Here is a 14755-nt window from a genome sequence, read left to right as displayed (position 1 = left end):
CCGCGCGGGCGTAGGTGACCTTCGACGCCGCAGGGCCGATACTGCCGGTGGACGTCCACGCTCGCGAGGAGACACCATGAAGATGTTGATCAACGTGCCGGAGTCGGTGGTCGCGGACGCGCTGCGGGGTCTGGCGGCGGCACATCCCGACCTCGCCGTCGACGTGGAGAACCGGGTGATCGTACGCCGGGACGCCCCCGTCGCCGGGAAGGTCGCGCTCGTCTCCGGCGGCGGCTCCGGGCATGAGCCGCTGCACGGCGGCTTCGTGGGACCCGGCATGCTGTCGGCGGCCTGCCCCGGTGAGGTGTTCACGTCCCCCGTGCCCGACCAGATGGTGCGCGCGGCGGCCGCCGTGGACAGCGGCGCCGGGGTGCTGTTCGTCGTCAAGAACTACACGGGCGACGTGCTGAACTTCGACATGGCGGCCGAACTGGCCGAGGACGAGGGCATCCAGGTCGCGAAGGTGCTGGTCGACGACGATGTCGCGGTGACCGACAGTCTGTACACGGCGGGACGGCGCGGCACCGGCGCCACGCTGTTCGTGGAGAAGATCGCGGGGGCCGCGGCGGACGCGGGCATGCCGTTGGAGCGGGTGGAGGCCGTCGCACGTCAGGTGAACGGGAACTCCCGCAGTTTCGGCGTCGCGCTGAGCGCCTGCGCCACGCCGGCCAAGGGCTCACCGACCTTCGATCTCCCGCCCGGTGAGCTGGAGTTGGGTGTCGGGATCCACGGCGAGCCGGGACGTGAGCGGCGGCCGATGATGACCGCGCGGGAGATCGCGGAGTTCTCCGTGGACGCGGTGCTGGACGACCTCCGGCCGCGCGACCCGGTGCTGGTCCTGGTCAACGGGATGGGCGCGACTCCCCTGCTGGAGCTGTACGGCTACAACGCCGAGGTCCAGCGGGTGCTGGTGGAGCGCGGGGTCGCCGTGGCCCGGACGCTGGTCGGCAACTACGTCACCTCCCTCGACATGGCGGGAGCCTCGGTCACCCTGTGCCAGGTGGACGAGGAACTGCTCAGGCTGTGGGACGCCCCGGTGAGTACACCGGCGCTGCGCTGGGGCAGGTGAGAGGAGAGCACCATGCGAACCACGGCATCCGTACCACGCAAGGAGATCCTGTGCTAGACGCCGACTTCTTCCGCCGCTGGATGACGGCGGCGACCGCGTCCGTCGACCGTGAGGCAGAGCGGCTGACCGCGCTCGACTCACCGATCGGGGACGCCGACCACGGCAGCAATCTGCGGCGCGGCTTCAGGGCGGTGGCGGCGGCGCTGGACAAGGAGGCGCCGGACACCCCCGGCGCGGTCCTCCAGCTCGCCGGGCGGCAGCTGATCTCGACGGTCGGCGGGGCCTCGGGCCCGCTGTACGGGACGCTGCTGCGCCGTACCGGCAAGGCGCTCGGGGAGGACGCCGAGGTCGACCGGGAGAGTCTGGCGCAGGCGCTGCGGGCCGGCGTGGAGGCGGTGATGGCGCTCGGGGGTGCCGCGCCCGGCGACAAGACCATGGTCGACGCGCTGGTCCCGGCGGTGGACGCGCTCGGCACGTCGTTCGCGGCGGCGAGCGCCGCGGCCGAGGAGGGGGCGCGGGCGACGACGCCCCTGCAGGCCCGCAAGGGGCGGGCGAGCTATCTCGGCGAGCGCAGTGTCGGGCACCAGGATCCGGGGGCGACGTCCTCCGCCCTGCTGGTCGCCGCGCTGGAGGAGGCGGCTGGTGAGTGAGAAGACCGAGGGGTTCGTCGGCATCGTGCTCGTCTCGCACAGCGCCGAGGTCGCCGGGGCGGTCGCCGCGCTGGCCAGGGGGCTGGCGGGGGGCGCCGCGCGGGTGCCCGTCATCCCGGCGGGCGGCACGGACGAGGGCGGGCTCGGGACGAGTGCGGGGCTGGTCGCCTCCGCCGCCCTGGCGGCCGACCGGGGTGCGGGGGTCGCCGTGCTCGTGGACCTGGGCAGCGCCGTGCTGACGGTGAAGGCCCTGCTCGCGGAGGGGGACGAGCTTCCGGCCGGCACCCGGCTGGTCGACGCCCCGTTCCTGGAGGGGGCGGTCGCCGCGGTGGTCACGGCGTCGACCGGCGCGGACCTCTCGGCGGTGGAGACGGCGGCCAAGGAGGCGTACACGTACCGCAAGGACTGAGGCCGCCGCGCGGGTGGTCCGCGGATGCTCCCGGCCCGTCGGCGTCCGCTACGGCCCGGGCAGCGGCTTGCCGAGTTCCTCCAGGGCGTGCGTGAGCCAGTGGATCCAGAAGGTCTCCAGGTCGATGCCCGCCCGCAGCACCAGGTGCTGGATGCGGCCCTGCGCCGTGCCGTCGCCGGGCGTGAAGTCGCGTGCCTCGATCGCCTGGTACTCGGCCAACTGCCGCTGGTGCAGCTGCAGGTGGCGGCGCAGGTCCGCCTCGATGCCCTCGGTGCCGACCACCGCCGCCGCGCGCAGCCGCAGCAGCAGCACGTCGCGCGCGGGTTTGGGGTCCTGCGGAGCGGCGGTCCAGCGGGCGAGTTCGGCCCGTCCCGCGGGCAGGACCTCGTAGGCCTTCTTCTGCCCGCGGGACGGTTGCTCGGTGGGCAGGGCCCGGATGAGGCCGTCGCTCTCCAGCCGTCCCAGCTCGCGGTAGATCTGCTGGTGGGTCGCCGACCAGAAGTAGCCGATCGACCGGTCGAACCGGCGGGTCAGTTCGAGTCCGGACGACGGCTTCTCCAGCAGGGCGGTCAGGATCGCGTGCGGGAGTGACATGGCCCCATCCTAGGAAGAGCGCCGGGCGCTGCCGGTGCCGCGGCGGGCGATGTCCGCGTGGCGGAGCGGACATCGCCCGGTGCGGTACCAGCGCCGCGGCAGGCACGTCCCGCCCGTCGAGGAGCGGTGCCTGGTGGGGTCCCCCGCTCGAAGAGCCGGGGGGAACGTGCCGGGCACCCTCCACGGGGCGAACGTCGCCCGGTACCTGCTAGAGCGCCGCGGCGAGTTCCGTGCCCTGCTTGATGGCCCGCTTGGCGTCCAGTTCCGCCGCCACGTCGGCGCCGCCGATCAGGTGCGGTGTCCGGCCGGCGGCCAGCAGGTCCTCGTACAGGCCCCGGGTGGGCTCCTGACCGGTGCACAGGACGACCGTGTCGACCTCCAGGAGCCGGCTCACCCCGTCCACGCTGATGTGCAGCCCGGCGTCGTCGATCCGATCGTAGGTCACTCCCGGCACCATGGTGACGCCGCGGTGCTTCAGTTCGGTGCGGTGGATCCAGCCGGTGGTCTTGCCGAGGCCCGCGCCGACCTTGCTGGTCTTGCGCTGGAGCAGGTGGACCTGGCGGGGCGGGGCGGGGCGCGCGGGGGCGGTGAGGCCGCCGGGGGCCCGGTAGTCCATGTCGACGCCCCAGCTGCGGAAGTACGTGGCCGGGTCCTCGCTCGCCTTGTCGCCCGGGTCGGTGAGGAACTCGGCGACGTCGAAGCCGATGCCGCCCGCGCCGAGGACGGCGACGCGCTCGCCGACGGGGGCGCCGTCGCGCAGCACGTCGAGGTAGCCGACGACGCTCGGGTGGTCGATTCCCGGGATCTCGGGGACGCGCGGGGCGACACCGGTGGCGACGACGACCTCGTCGTGGTCGGCGAGGTCGCCGGCGGCGACGCGGGTGTTCAGTCGGACGTCCACGCCGTGCTGTGCCAGCTGGGTGCGGAAGTAGCGCAGGGTCTCGTCGAACTCCTGCTTGCCCGGGACCTTGCGGGCGACGTTGAGCTGTCCGCCGATCTCGGCCGCGGCGTCGTAGAGGGTGACCTCGTGGCCGCGTTCGGCGGCGGAGACGGCGCAGGCGAGCCCGGCGGGTCCGGCGCCGACCACGGCGACCTTCTTGCGCAGCCGGGTCGGGGAGAGGACCAGCTCGGTCTCGTGGCAGGCGCGGGGGTTGACCAGGCAGGAGGTGATCTTGCCGCTGAAGGTGTGGTCCAGGCAGGCCTGGTTGCAGCCGATGCAGGTGTTGATGGCGTCGGCGCGGTCGTCGGCCGCCTTGGCCACGAAGTCGGGGTCGGCGAGCATCGGGCGGGCCAGGGACACCATGTCGGCGCAGCCGTCGGCCAGCAACTCCTCCGCCAGCTCGGGGGTGTTGATCCGGTTGGTCGTCACGAGCGGGACCGAGACGGCGCCCATGACCTTCTTGGTCACCCAGGTGTACGCGCCGCGCGGCACGGAGGTGGCGATGGTCGGGATGCGGGCCTCGTGCCAGCCGATGCCGGTGTTGATGAGGGTGGCTCCGGCGGCCTCCACCGCCTTGGCGAGCGTGATGACCTCGTCCAGGGACGAGCCGCCGGGGACGAGGTCCAGCATGGACAGCCGGTAGATGATGATGAAGTCCTCGCCGACCGCCTCGCGGACCCGGCGCACGATCTCGACGGGGAAGCGCATGCGGTTCTCGTACGAGCCGCCCCAGCGGTCCTCGCGCCGGTTGGTCTGCTGCGCGATGAACTCGTTGATGAGGTAGCCCTCGGAGCCCATGATCTCGACACCGTCGTATCCGGCCTGCCGGGCGAGACGGGCGGCGCGCGCGTAGTCCTCGATCGTCTGCTCGATCTCGGCCTCGGTGAGGGCGTGCGGGACGAACGGGCTGATCGGGGCCTGGAGGGCGCTGGGCGCGACCAGGTCCTGGTGGTAGGCGTACCGGCCGAAGTGGAGGATCTGCAGGGCTATCTTGCCGCCCTCGCGGTGCACCGCCTCGGTGATGACCGTGTGCTGCGCGGCCTCCTCGTCGGTGGTGAGCTTCGCGCCGCCCTCGTAGGGGCGTCCGGCGTCGTTCGGCGCGATGCCGCCGGTGACGATCAGGCCCACACCCCCGCGCGCCCGGGCGGCGTAGAACGCGGCCATGCGCTCGAAGCCGCGCTCGGCCTCTTCCAGGCCGACGTGCATCGATCCCATCAGCACGCGGTTGGGCAGCGTGGTGAAGCCCAGGTCGAGCGGGCTCAGCAGATGCGGGTAGCGGGTCATGGTGGGGGCCCTCCGTACACGGTGTCGTCCGGTCCGTTGTAGACGACGGCGCGACCGAAGTGCAACTAGTTGCACAATCACGGGGGTGTGAGCCGCGTCCCACGGGGCCGGGTGCCGATCAGCACATGGGCGCCCCGTTCGGGTGAGACGGCCGGCCGGACGTCGAGCCCGCCGCGGGTGAAGGCCGCCCTGGCCGCGGGAATCTGGCGTGCGCTCGTCTCCACCAGCAGCAGTCCCCCGGGCGCGAGCCACGCCGCCGCCTCGGCGGTGACACGGCGCAGGACGTCCAGGCCGTCGCCGCCGCCGTCGAGGGCGACGCGGGGCTCGTGGTCGCGCGCCTCGGGGGGCAGCAGCGCGATCTCGTCCGTGGGGACGTAGGGGACGTTCGCCGCCAGGATGCCGACGCGCCCGCGGAGGTCGTCGGGAAGGGCCGCGAACAGGTCGCCCTCGTGGACGCGGCCCCCGTGGGCGGCGACGTTGCGCCGGGCGCAGCGCACCGCGGCCGGATCGATGTCGGCGGCGTGCAGTTCCGGGCCGCCGAGCTCGTGGGCGAGGGCGGCTCCGACGGCGCCCGAGCCGCAGCACAGGTCCACGACCAGCGTCGCGGCGGCGCCGAGACGCGCGGCCTGCTCGACCAGGAACTCCGTGCGGCGCCGGGGCACGAACACCCCGGGTTCGACCGCGAGCCGCAGTCCGCGGAACTCGGCCCAGCCCAGGACCTGTTCGAGGGGCAGACCGGCCGCGCGCCGGGCGACCATGGCCCGGGCCTCGTCGGGTGTGCGGGCGGTGGAGAGGATCAACTCCGCCTCGTCCTCGGCGAAGACGCAGCCCGCGGCGCGGAGCGTGGAGACGACAGGGGGGAGCGGGAGTGGTGGCATGGAGAGGTGAAGCCTTCCGGTGGACCGAAGGGCACCCTCGCGGTCATTCCGCCCGGCAGCGGGGATCCGCGCCGTCGCGAGGTGAGAGCACCCGGGCTGACACAGCGGTGATGGGTCCCACCTCCTCGGTCGCGGTCGGCCGGGACGATCCGCGGCCGACGGTCACAGTAGCAGGGCGTGAGCAAGGGCGTACGGCGTCGACGGCGCACCGCCGCCCCGGCCTTGGGGTCGTACGACTCCCCCTTCGAGTTGTACTCTGCAACCAGAGGTCGAGGAGGATCCGTGGAGACAGCCCAGAGGTCCGGCGAGACGCCCGTCGCGGAGCGTGTCGGTGCCGCCGTGCCGGCGGAGTGCGTCGCCGCCGCCGGGGCGCGGGCGGCCGAGTCGGCCGAGTCGGCCGTCGAGACGATCCACCGCGAGCTGACGGCGTTCGCGCGCCGCGCCAGGGCCTCGGCCGGCCGCATGCATCCGGAGCTGTCGCTCGTCTCCTACACCCTGCTCGGGCACCTGGAGGAGAGCGGCGGCTGCCGGGCCACCGACCTGGCCGCCCACTACGCCCTGGACAAGTCCACGGTCAGCCGCCAGGTGGCCGCACTGGAGCGGGCCGGGCTGATCGAACGGCGGCTCGCCCCCGAGGACCACCGGGTGCAGGTGCTGGCCCTGACCTCGGCGGGCACCCGGATCCTGGCCCAGGTGACCGAGAGCCGTCGCGAGGCGTTCCGCGAACGCCTGCTGGGCTGGGCGGAGGACGACCTGGAACGCTTCGCGGCCTATCTGCTCCGGTACAACGCGGCGACGGCCACGGCACCCCCCGCACGCCCCTTCACCGACTGACGGCCGGACCGGCCGCCCCGGCCCGCGACCGCCGTCACAGCGGTGCCGGCTCCCTGGCCGCCGCGTGCTCCGGGACCCTCGCTCCGAGGAACCGCGTGTCGCGCCGCAGCCGGAAGCCGAGCGCCTCGTACAGGCGGATGGCGTTGGCGTTGTCCGCGGCGGCGTGCAGGAACGGCGTCTCGCCGCGGAGGCGGACCTCGTGCGCCAGGGCCAGGATCAGCCGGGTGGCCAGCCCCTGCCCCCGGAACTTCGCGTCGACGCACACCGCGCTGAGCTCGGTCCAGCCCGGCGGGCGCAGCCGCTCACCGGCCATGGCCACCAGCGCGCCGTCCCTGCGGATGCCCAGGTAGGTGCCCATGTCGACGGTGCGCGGCAGGAACGGGCCCGGCCGGGTGCGTGCCACCAGGTCCGTCATCTGCGGCACGTCGGCCGCGGTGAGCACCACGGCCTCGGGGTCGGGCACGGCCTCGACCCCGTCGTCCACGAGTTGGACGCCGTCGACGTCGAAGGTGGTCTCCCAGCCGTCCGGGAGTTCCCCGTGGAAGGCCGGGAGCGGTGCCTCGGCGCCCGGGCCCGCGAGGGCCGCGAGGTCGGCCCAGTCCCGCGCGCTCGGATCGTCGGGCATGCCCACCCAGGGCGACACGTCCAGGGGGTAGCGCATCACGCGGCCCCGGCGCTCCGCGAAGTGGGCGTGCGGGCCGCTCAGCGAGGCGAGGGCGGGGTTGTCGAGAACGTGGTCCGCGCGGCTCATGCGGCGACCCCGGCCGGGGTCGCGGCGCGGACCCGGCCGCCTCGGCTTCCGTGCCCGCACCCGTGCGTCCGGGGAATGTCCTGCCTCACGCCGCGCTCTCCTTCGCCGTCGCCGATCCCATCGCCGTCCTCGAAGGTGCAAGGATCACCGCGCCACGGCTATTCCCGGCTCTCGCGCCCGGCCGCGGCGCGGTGCTCCGACGTCGGATGGCCGGGAACCCCGCCCGAGGGGACAATGGGCAATTGGCACAAAAATGCCGTGCCATGTCGGTCCCGGGTGCGGGACATGCCGGGGCCACCGCCGTAGGACGGGGCGAGATCGGCTCCGACGGCCCGCCGCCTTGTGCGGCCGGCCCCCTGCGCGGGCGGGATGCGGGGGCGAGGAGGTCGAGATGCGAACTCGGGTGCGCGGCTGGCGCTGGCGGTGCAATCCGCTGCGCCGCAGGTCGGATGTCATCGAGGCGTGGACGGCCCTCGTCGTCGCCGTACTGCTGTGCGCCGGGGCTCCGCTGGCCGGTGCGGTGGCGGGCTGGTGGTCCTACGGGAGCGCGCGCACGGCGCAGGTGACCGAGCGCGCCCAGCGCCATGAGGTGGCCGCCGTGCTCGTCGAGGACGCGCCGAACGGCGGCCCCTCGATGCAGAGCCGGAGGCAGCCCCTGTACGACGTGAAGGTCCGCTGGACCGAACCGGGCAAGGGCACCCGGACCGCGGTCGCGCGGGTTCCGGCGGGTCTGCGCAGCGGGGACGTCACCGACGTGTGGCTGGACGCCGGCGACCGCGGCGTCGACCCGCCGGCGACCGACACGGTGGTGTGGCAGCACGCGGCGACGACGGGCGTGTGGGCCGCGGCCGGGATGGCCGGGACCGTCCTGGTGACCCGTGCCGTCGTACGCCGCGTCGCCCAGCGCCACCGCATGGCGGAGTGGGAGGCCGAGTGGGCCCGCACGGGGCCGGAGTGGGGGCGGCGGACGGCGTGAGGGATCCCGCCGGGGACCGGGCCGGACGTCTCGACCGCCGCGCCGGGGGTATCCGCCGGGTGACCCTTCCCGCCCCCTGACGTCAAAGGCACTCCCCCATGGCCCTGTTCGATCTGCCCCTCGACCAACTGCGCGCGTACCGCAGTGCGTCCACCGAACCCGCGGACTTCGACGCGTTCTGGTCCAAGACGCTCCAGGAGACACGCGAGCACGACCTGGACGCCCGGTTCGAGCCGGTCGACACGGGGCTGAGGACGGTCCGGGTGTACGACGTGACGTTCGCGGGGTTCGGCGGCCACCCGGTCAAAGGCTGGCTGACGCTGCCCGCGGATGCGGACGAACCGCTGCCGACCGTCGTGGAGTTCCTCGGCTACGGCGGTGGACGCGGACTCCCGCACATGTACCTGCTGTGGGCGTCGGCGGGCTTCGCGCACCTCGTGATGGACACCCGCGGGCAGGGCAGCGAATGGGGCGGGGGCGACACCCCGGACCCGGTGGGGAGCGAACCGGCCGGCCCCGGGGTCATGACACGCGGTATCGGGGACCCCGAGACGTACTACTACCGCCGGGTGTTCACGGACGGGGTGCGGGCCGTCGAGGCGGCCCGGGCGCATCCGCTGACGGACGCCTCCCGCACCGCCGTGATCGGCGCCAGCCAGGGCGGCGGCATCGCCCTGGCCGTCGGCGGGCTGACGAAGGACCTGGCGGCGGTGGCGCCGGACGTGCCGTTCCTGTGCGACTTCCCGCGCGCCACGACGGTCACCGACCGGGAGCCGTACCGGGAGATAGGCAACTACCTCAGGACGTTCCGGGGCCGTACCGAGCAGGCGATGCGGACGCTGTCGTACTTCGACGGCGTGCACTTCGCGGCCCGGGGCGGGGCTCCCGCGCTGTTCTCGACGGCGCTGGAGGACCAGACGTGCCCGCCCTCCACGGTGTTCGCCGCGTTCAACGCGTGGGGCGGCGACGACAGGACCATCGAGGTGTACGACTTCAACGACCACGAGGGCGGCGGCTTCCAGCAGGAGGCGGTCAAACTGCGCTGGCTGTCGGCCCGGCTGTGACGCGCGGGTCACCCGGGCCGGGTGATGCGGCCCGGTCCTCGTCGCGCGCACGCTGAGGACGGTGGAGAGCGGTACGCAGCCGGGAGCATCCGCCCCGGTGCCGCGCTCCGCGCCCGCGAGCACACCGGACGAGACGAAACGAGGCGGGACGATGACCTCGATGCACACCACACCGACACGGTCGACGAAGCAGCTGTGGGCCCAGGGCCTGATGATGTTCGCCTCGGTCATGCTGATGGTCGTCGGAGTGCTGGACATCTTCCGGGGCATCATGGGGATCGCGGCGAACGACGTCGCGGTCACCACACCGAACTACGTGTTCCGGTTCGACCTCACCGGCTGGGGCTGGGTCCACCTGGTCCTCGGGGCGGTGGCCGTGGTCATCGGCATGGGACTGATGTCGCGGGCCGCCACCTGGGCGCGCGTCGGCGGTGTGGCCATCGCCGGGTTCATCATCATCGCGAGCTTCCTGTCCCTGCCGTACTACCCGTTCTGGTCGGTCGTGATGATGGCGCTGTCGGCGTTCGTCGTCTGGGCGCTGTGCGTGGCCCGTCCGGAGGGCGACTCGCAGGCCCGCGCCACCGACGACACCCGGTGGGGTACGCCGCGCACGATGTGACGGCGGCCCCGCGAGGCCCGGTCAGGCCCCGGCCGGCGCGTCGGCCGGCCGGGTGGCCACGACCAGCCGGCAGCGCGGAGCGCCGTCGCCCCGGTGGCCCAGGGCGGGCAGCGCCCGGTGCTCCACCGTGAATCCCGCGCGCCTCAGCTCGCCCAGGACGGCGGGGAGCGGGAACGTCCGGTAGTACATGACGAACGGCGGTCGCCGTACGGCGTTGCGCACCCGCATCGCCGCGTCGAAGCCGAGCAGCGCCCAGTACCAGGGTGAGGTCCAGGCCGGCGGCGCCCCGACCGGGAACACGAACCGGCCGCCCGGCCGCAGTACACGGTGGACCCGCGCGAACAGGTCCGGCAGCTCACCGGGCAGGAAGTGCCCGAAGGCGCCGAAGCTCACCACGAGGTCGAAGGCCGGGCCGAAGGGCAGGGCGCGGGCGTCGGCGCGCACCCAGCCGACGCGCGGCGCGCCGGCCCGGGGCACCCGCCGCCGCGCGACGGCGAGCATCCCGGCGCTGAAGTCGACGCCGGTGGCGCTCCGGCGGCAGACCGGGCGCAGCACCTCCACCCCCGCGCCCGTGCCGCAGCACAGGTCGAGCCCGTCCTCGAAGGGCCCCATCGCCTGGAGCGCCTCCTCGACGGCGTCCAGGACGGTGTCGGGCGTACGGAAGGGAGTGTGGTCGAACTTGGGTGCGAGCAGGTCGTATCCGCGCTCGACCGAGGACAGCGCCTGAACGGCCAGCTCGCGAAGGGTGGGACCGTGCGGGGAGAACATCGGGCCGAGTCTAGGAGAATCCACCCACGGGGAGTGCGGCATCCGACATCCGGGTGCACCCGCCCCCCACTCGGCGCAGCCCGGCCGGGCACGCGGGCGCGGGCCGTTCCACGGTGGTGGGTATGAGCATCGGATCCTCACCCCGCACGGAAGCCTCCCGCTTCCCCGTCTCCCGTGCCCACGCCCTGCGCACCGTCACCTCCCGCACGGTCGCCTCCGCTTGTGTTCTCGGCGTGTCCTGCCTGTCGGTCCTCGCGCCCTTCCCGGCCGCCGCCGACACGGGCGCCGGAGCCGGCTCCGGCGTCTCACGCCCCGCGCCCTCCCAGCCCTCGCTCCTGTACGGGCCCGGCACGTTGACGCGGCCGGGTTCGGGGGCCCCCGCGCTCCCGGACGTGTCGGCGCTGTCCTGGCTGGTCGCCGACGCCGACTCCGGCGACGTGCTGGCCGCGCACGACGCGCACCGCCGGCTGCCGCCCGCGAGCACCCTCAAGACGCTGTTCGCCCTCACCGTGCTGCCGGCCGTGCCCCGCGACGCCGTGCACACGGTCAGCGCCCACGATCTGGAGGGCATCGGCGAGGGCAGCAGCCTCGTCGGGGTCCGCGCGGGCGACGCGTACCGGGTGAGCGACCTGTGGCGCGGGGTGTTCCTGCACTCGGGCAACGACGCGGTGCACGTGCTGGCCGCGCTGAACGGCGGCGTACCGGCGACGGTCCGCCAGATGCAGGCCAAGGCCCGTGCGCTGGGTGCGCTGGACACGCATGTCGTCTCGCCGGACGGCTACGACGCGGACGGCCAGGTGTCGTCCGCCTACGACCTCGCGGTGTTCGGGCGCACCGGACTGGGGAACGCGGACTTCACCCGCTACTGCGGCACCGTCGAGTCCAGCTTTCCCGGGGACGGCGGGTCGACGTACGAGATCGCGAACACCAACCGGCTGCTGACCGGGAGGGACGGCGTCCAGCCCTACCCCGGGCTCATCGGCATCAAGAACGGCTACACCACCCATGCGGGCAACACCCTGGTGGCCGCGGCCCGCAGGGGCGGGCGCACGCTGCTGGTGACGGTGATGAACCCCCGCTCGGGCCGCAGCCACGCGGTCTACGAGGAGGCGCGCTCGCTGCTCGACTGGGGGTTCGGCGCCGTCGGGCGGGTCAAGCCGGTGGGGTCGCTCTCGCCCGTGCAGCCGCTCGCGGCGCGTTCCCGTCCCACCGCACCGCCCAGGGTGACACCGGTACGGGCCGCGGGCACCGTCGGCCGGCTCTCACCGGGGGTGCTGGCGGCCTCGGTCGGCGCCGGGGTGGGCGTGCTGGCCGCGGTGGGCCACCGGCTCTGGGGCAGGCGCAGGCGGTCGGCGCGGGACTGACCGGCGGGCAGGCCGCACAGCAGGCCGAGGGTGACCCACACATAGGTGTTGCTGCCGAGGAACCCGCCGATCCCGGAGGCGTCGTCGAACCACAGCCACACCACGCTGGTGCACATCACCGCGTACAGGGCGCCCGCCACCCGCAGCCGCCGCTCCCGCACGAGCACGGCGAACGAGGGCAGCAGCCAGACGAGATGGTGCACCCAGGTGATCGGGCTGATCAGGCAGGAGGTGAGCCCGGTCAGGGCGAAGGCGCTCAGCCAGTCGCCCGCGCGCAGGGCGCGGCGCGCGCGCAGTCCCCACACCGCGAGGACGGCGAGGACGGCCAGTTCCCAGGCCGTCCGGTCGGGTTCGCCCGGTGCCGCGAGCCGGGCGATGACGCCCTGCAGCGACTGGTTGGAGACGTAGTCCAGCCGCCCCACCCGGGTGGTGTCCCAGACGGCCTGGGTCCAGTAGTAGTGGGACGGGCCGGGCACCGCCCAGTGGGCGAGCAGGGTGGCGGCCGCGGCGACGGCGGTCGCGAGGGCGGCGGCCCGCCACCTGCGGGCGAGCAGCAGCAGCGCGATGAACACCGCGGGCGTCAGCTTGATGGCCGCCGCCAGTCCGATGCCGACTCCGGCGCGGCGGTCCCGGCCGGTGCTCAGCAGCCAGGCGTCGGTGAGCACGAGGGCGAGCAGCAGCAGGTTGACCTGCCCGAAGCTGAAGGTGTCGCGCAGGGGTTCGAACAGGGCCAGGGCGCAGACGGCCAGAGCCCAGCCGAACCAGCCGTGGCGGCGCAGCCGCGGTCCGAACAGGATCCACAGCACGACGGACAGGGCGGCGAGGTTGAGGACCAGCGCCCCCACGATGGCCGTGTTCTCGCCGACGAACGCCATCGGCAGCATGCTCAGGGCGGCGAACGGCGGATAGGTGAAGCCGTACGGCGTCCCGGGTCTTTGGTAGTCGTAGAGGTGGCCGCCGTGGTTCATCCAGTCGTCGATGGCGCCGTGGTAGACGCGGACGTCGAACCAGCCGCGCAGCAGGGGCACGGTGGCGGTGAAGACGGTCACGGCGGTGACGAGGCACAGGACCAGCCGGAGCTTGCCCTTGTCGGTGGTCGGCAGTCTCATACGGCCCGCCCCAGCGCGGGCTCCCGCACCGACTGGTGCGCCTGCCACAGCACCACCACGGCGAGCGCTCCGCCCGAGACGGCCAGGACCACCTGGGCGAGGTCGGGCGCCCCGCCGCCCGGCAGCACGCCGAGCGCGAGGACCGCGGTGGCGGCGGCCACCCGGTGGCGCACCGAGGTGCTCGGCGCCGCGGCGGCGATGAGGAACAGCCCCCACAGCGCGTACCAGGGCCGGATGGCCGGGCCGAGCACGGCGACCGTGGCGAGGCTCAGGCCCAGCGCGTAGACGGGGGCGGGTCGCAGCTTGATCCATATGAATGACACGGCCAGCATGGTCGCAAGAAGTCCGGCCGCGTGCCAGACGGGCAGGGCGAGCGGGGCCAGACCGCTGCCGACATCGTGCAGGAGGCGGCCGGTGACACGGCCGAGCACGCTGGTGGGCGACCAGTTGTGCGCCGACACGGGGGTCTTCAGGGCGGCGATCCAGCCGTAGCCGGTGCCCGCGACAGCCGTGGCCAGGGCCGTGGTGGCCAGCGCGGCCCCGAGGGTGGTCGCCGTCGCACGGGCCAGGCCGACCTGTCGTCGCAGCGCGACGACCGCCAGCAGGCCGAGCGCGGCCGGGGCTTTGACGAGGGCGGCGAGAGTGACCAGGACGGCACCCAGGAGGTGCAGCCGGCCGCGCGCGGCGAGCAGTCCGACGCCGAGCAGCCCCAGCATGATGGCGTCGTTGTGGGCGCCCGCGACCAGGTGCAGCAGCACCAGCGGGTTCAGGGCGCCCAGCCACAGCGCGGCGGCCGGGTCGGCGCCGCACTGCCGGGCGAGCCGTGGCAGCGCCGCCGCCATCAGGGCCACGCCGGCCAGCGCCACCAGCCGCATGCCGATGAGCCCGGCCGGCAGCTGCCCGTGGGTGAGGCGGGAGAGCGCGGAGGCGACCATGAGGAACACCGGGCCGTAGGGGGCCGCGGTGTCCCGCCACACCGGGGCGACCTGGTCGGCGAGCGGCCCGCCGAGTTGGGCGGGCCCGTGCGCGTACACGTCGATGTGTGCGTCGACCATGGCGCCCTGCGCGAGATAGCTGTAGACGTCCCGGCTGAACAGCGGTGGGGCGAGCAGCAGCGGCGCGGCCCAGACGGCGAGGACGATCAGCAGGTCGCTGGGGGGCGGCGGCTCGGGGTCGCGCAGCAGCCTGCCGAGCAGCGCCCACGCGGCGATGAGGAGGACGACCCCGAAGTAGACCCCGACGAGTCCGAGGGCGGCACGCCCGGACTCGGGGGACACCAGATCCGCGACCGGCAGGGCCCCGGCGGTCTCACCGCCCAGTGCGAGGAAGGCGGTACCGGCCAGGCCGAGAGCCTGGCAGCGGCGGAGATCGACGGGAAGGGCCATGGCCAGCACCCGCCGAGCGTGTCAACGCCGGGTGGCCGGTGGTCGACGTCCTTCCCTCGCC

Annotated in this window: 14 protein-coding genes and 1 pseudogene; 8 read left to right on the top strand and 7 right to left on the bottom strand. The window is 74.1% G+C overall.

Features of this window, described 5'->3' with window-relative positions; genetic code table 11:
• The first annotated feature begins 76 nt into the window (after positions 1-76).
• Genes dhaK through AB0C59_RS03450 form a run of 3 tightly spaced genes read left to right on the top strand, consistent with a single transcriptional unit; the run spans position 77 to position 2128 of the window.
• Positions 77-1069: a dihydroxyacetone kinase subunit DhaK gene (gene dhaK / locus AB0C59_RS03460; RefSeq protein WP_363000528.1), complete on the top strand. Its 993-nt coding sequence runs from the start codon at positions 77-79 to the stop codon at positions 1067-1069.
• Positions 1070-1119: 50 nt separating this feature from the next.
• Complete coding sequence (gene dhaL, locus AB0C59_RS03455) at positions 1120-1719, top strand: dihydroxyacetone kinase subunit DhaL (protein ID WP_363000526.1); 600 nt, start codon at positions 1120-1122, stop codon at positions 1717-1719.
• A complete protein-coding gene (locus AB0C59_RS03450) occupies positions 1712-2128 on the top strand; it encodes a PTS fructose transporter subunit IIA (RefSeq protein WP_363000524.1) in 417 nt (138 codons plus the stop codon). Before dhaL ends, AB0C59_RS03450 begins: the two co-directional genes overlap by 8 nt.
• Positions 2129-2176: 48 nt before the next feature.
• Here AB0C59_RS03450 and AB0C59_RS03445 read toward each other — a convergent pair whose 3' ends face one another.
• The 3 genes from AB0C59_RS03445 to AB0C59_RS03435 form a co-directional block, all read right to left on the bottom strand.
• Positions 2177-2722, bottom strand: coding sequence for a PadR family transcriptional regulator (locus tag AB0C59_RS03445; protein WP_363000522.1), 546 nt, complete (start codon positions 2720-2722; stop codon positions 2177-2179).
• A 208-nt stretch (positions 2723-2930) separates the two neighbouring features.
• A complete protein-coding gene (locus tag AB0C59_RS03440; RefSeq protein ID WP_363000520.1) occupies positions 2931-4946 on the bottom strand; it encodes an NADPH-dependent 2,4-dienoyl-CoA reductase in 2016 nt (671 codons plus the stop codon).
• 77 nt (positions 4947-5023) lie between these two features.
• On the bottom strand, positions 5024-5824 hold the full coding sequence (locus AB0C59_RS03435) for a putative protein N(5)-glutamine methyltransferase (RefSeq protein ID WP_363000518.1): 801 nt from the start codon (positions 5822-5824) through the stop codon (positions 5024-5026).
• 339 nt (positions 5825-6163) lie between these two features.
• On the opposite strand from AB0C59_RS03435, the gene AB0C59_RS03430 reads away from it, so the two are divergent.
• A complete protein-coding gene (locus tag AB0C59_RS03430; protein ID WP_363000627.1) occupies positions 6164-6658 on the top strand; it encodes a MarR family winged helix-turn-helix transcriptional regulator in 495 nt (164 codons plus the stop codon).
• 34 nt (positions 6659-6692) lie between these two features.
• On the opposite strand, the gene AB0C59_RS03425 is transcribed toward AB0C59_RS03430, so the two are convergent.
• Entirely contained in the window at positions 6693-7409 is a 717-nt protein-coding gene (locus AB0C59_RS03425) for a GNAT family N-acetyltransferase (protein WP_363000516.1), read from the bottom strand.
• Positions 7410-7800: 391 nt separating this feature from the next.
• Between AB0C59_RS03425 and AB0C59_RS03420 the strand changes: the two genes are divergently transcribed.
• The 3 genes from AB0C59_RS03420 to AB0C59_RS03410 all read left to right on the top strand — a co-directional run bounded on the left by AB0C59_RS03420 (position 7801) and on the right by AB0C59_RS03410 (position 10068).
• Complete coding sequence (locus tag AB0C59_RS03420) at positions 7801-8385, top strand: hypothetical protein (RefSeq protein ID WP_363000514.1); 585 nt, start codon at positions 7801-7803, stop codon at positions 8383-8385.
• 98 nt (positions 8386-8483) lie between these two features.
• Entirely contained in the window at positions 8484-9449 is a 966-nt protein-coding gene (locus AB0C59_RS03415) for an acetylxylan esterase (protein WP_363000512.1), read from the top strand.
• A gap of 151 nt (positions 9450-9600) precedes the next feature.
• Positions 9601-10068, top strand: a complete 468-nt coding sequence (locus tag AB0C59_RS03410) for a hypothetical protein (RefSeq protein ID WP_363000510.1) — start codon at positions 9601-9603, stop codon at positions 10066-10068.
• 21 nt (positions 10069-10089) lie between these two features.
• On the opposite strand, the gene AB0C59_RS03405 is transcribed toward AB0C59_RS03410, so the two are convergent.
• Positions 10090-10836, bottom strand: a complete 747-nt coding sequence (locus AB0C59_RS03405; protein ID WP_363000508.1) for a methyltransferase domain-containing protein — start codon at positions 10834-10836, stop codon at positions 10090-10092.
• A gap of 122 nt (positions 10837-10958) precedes the next feature.
• Between AB0C59_RS03405 and AB0C59_RS03400 the strand changes: the two are divergent.
• Positions 10959-12014 (top strand): annotated as a pseudogene (locus AB0C59_RS03400) (serine hydrolase); the annotation flags it as partial.
• Here AB0C59_RS03400 and AB0C59_RS03395 read toward each other — a convergent pair.
• Both AB0C59_RS03395 and mptB read right to left on the bottom strand, forming a co-directional pair.
• Positions 11936-13309 carry a glycosyltransferase 87 family protein gene (locus tag AB0C59_RS03395; RefSeq protein ID WP_363000506.1) on the bottom strand — a complete coding sequence of 458 codons (1374 nt, stop codon included), beginning with the start codon at positions 13307-13309 and terminating at the stop codon, positions 11936-11938. The pseudogene AB0C59_RS03400 and the gene AB0C59_RS03395 overlap by 79 nt on opposite strands.
• Complete coding sequence (gene mptB / locus AB0C59_RS03390) at positions 13306-14694, bottom strand: polyprenol phosphomannose-dependent alpha 1,6 mannosyltransferase MptB (RefSeq protein WP_363000504.1); 1389 nt, start codon at positions 14692-14694, stop codon at positions 13306-13308. Before mptB ends, AB0C59_RS03395 begins: the two co-directional genes overlap by 4 nt.
• Positions 14695-14755 lie beyond the last annotated feature (61 nt).

The organism is Streptomyces sp. NPDC048664, from assembly GCF_040650555.1.
In the GTDB taxonomy this organism is placed as follows: domain Bacteria; phylum Actinomycetota; class Actinomycetes; order Streptomycetales; family Streptomycetaceae; genus Streptomyces.
This window is presented reverse-complemented; position numbering and strand designations above follow the sequence as displayed.

Bases quoted from the DNA above. Each gene is read 5' to 3' on its own strand.
- mptB (WP_363000504.1), bottom strand. From the start codon at position 14,694: ATGGCCCTTCCCGTCGATCTCCGCCGCTGCCAGGCTCTCGGCCTGGCC.
- AB0C59_RS03420 (WP_363000514.1), top strand. From the start codon at position 7,801: ATGCGAACTCGGGTGCGCGGCTGGCGCTGGCGGTGCAATCCGCTGCGC.
- AB0C59_RS03445 (WP_363000522.1), bottom strand. From the start codon at position 2,722: ATGTCACTCCCGCACGCGATCCTGACCGCCCTGCTGGAGAAGCCGTCG.
- AB0C59_RS03395 (WP_363000506.1), bottom strand. From the start codon at position 13,309: ATGAGACTGCCGACCACCGACAAGGGCAAGCTCCGGCTGGTCCTGTGC.
- AB0C59_RS03410 (WP_363000510.1), top strand. From the start codon at position 9,601: ATGACCTCGATGCACACCACACCGACACGGTCGACGAAGCAGCTGTGG.
- AB0C59_RS03425 (WP_363000516.1), bottom strand. From the start codon at position 7,409: ATGAGCCGCGCGGACCACGTTCTCGACAACCCCGCCCTCGCCTCGCTG.
- AB0C59_RS03440 (WP_363000520.1), bottom strand. From the start codon at position 4,946: ATGACCCGCTACCCGCATCTGCTGAGCCCGCTCGACCTGGGCTTCACC.
- dhaK (WP_363000528.1), top strand. From the start codon at position 77: ATGAAGATGTTGATCAACGTGCCGGAGTCGGTGGTCGCGGACGCGCTG.
- AB0C59_RS03405 (WP_363000508.1), bottom strand. From the start codon at position 10,836: ATGTTCTCCCCGCACGGTCCCACCCTTCGCGAGCTGGCCGTTCAGGCG.
- AB0C59_RS03435 (WP_363000518.1), bottom strand. From the start codon at position 5,824: ATGCCACCACTCCCGCTCCCCCCTGTCGTCTCCACGCTCCGCGCCGCG.
- AB0C59_RS03415 (WP_363000512.1), top strand. From the start codon at position 8,484: ATGGCCCTGTTCGATCTGCCCCTCGACCAACTGCGCGCGTACCGCAGT.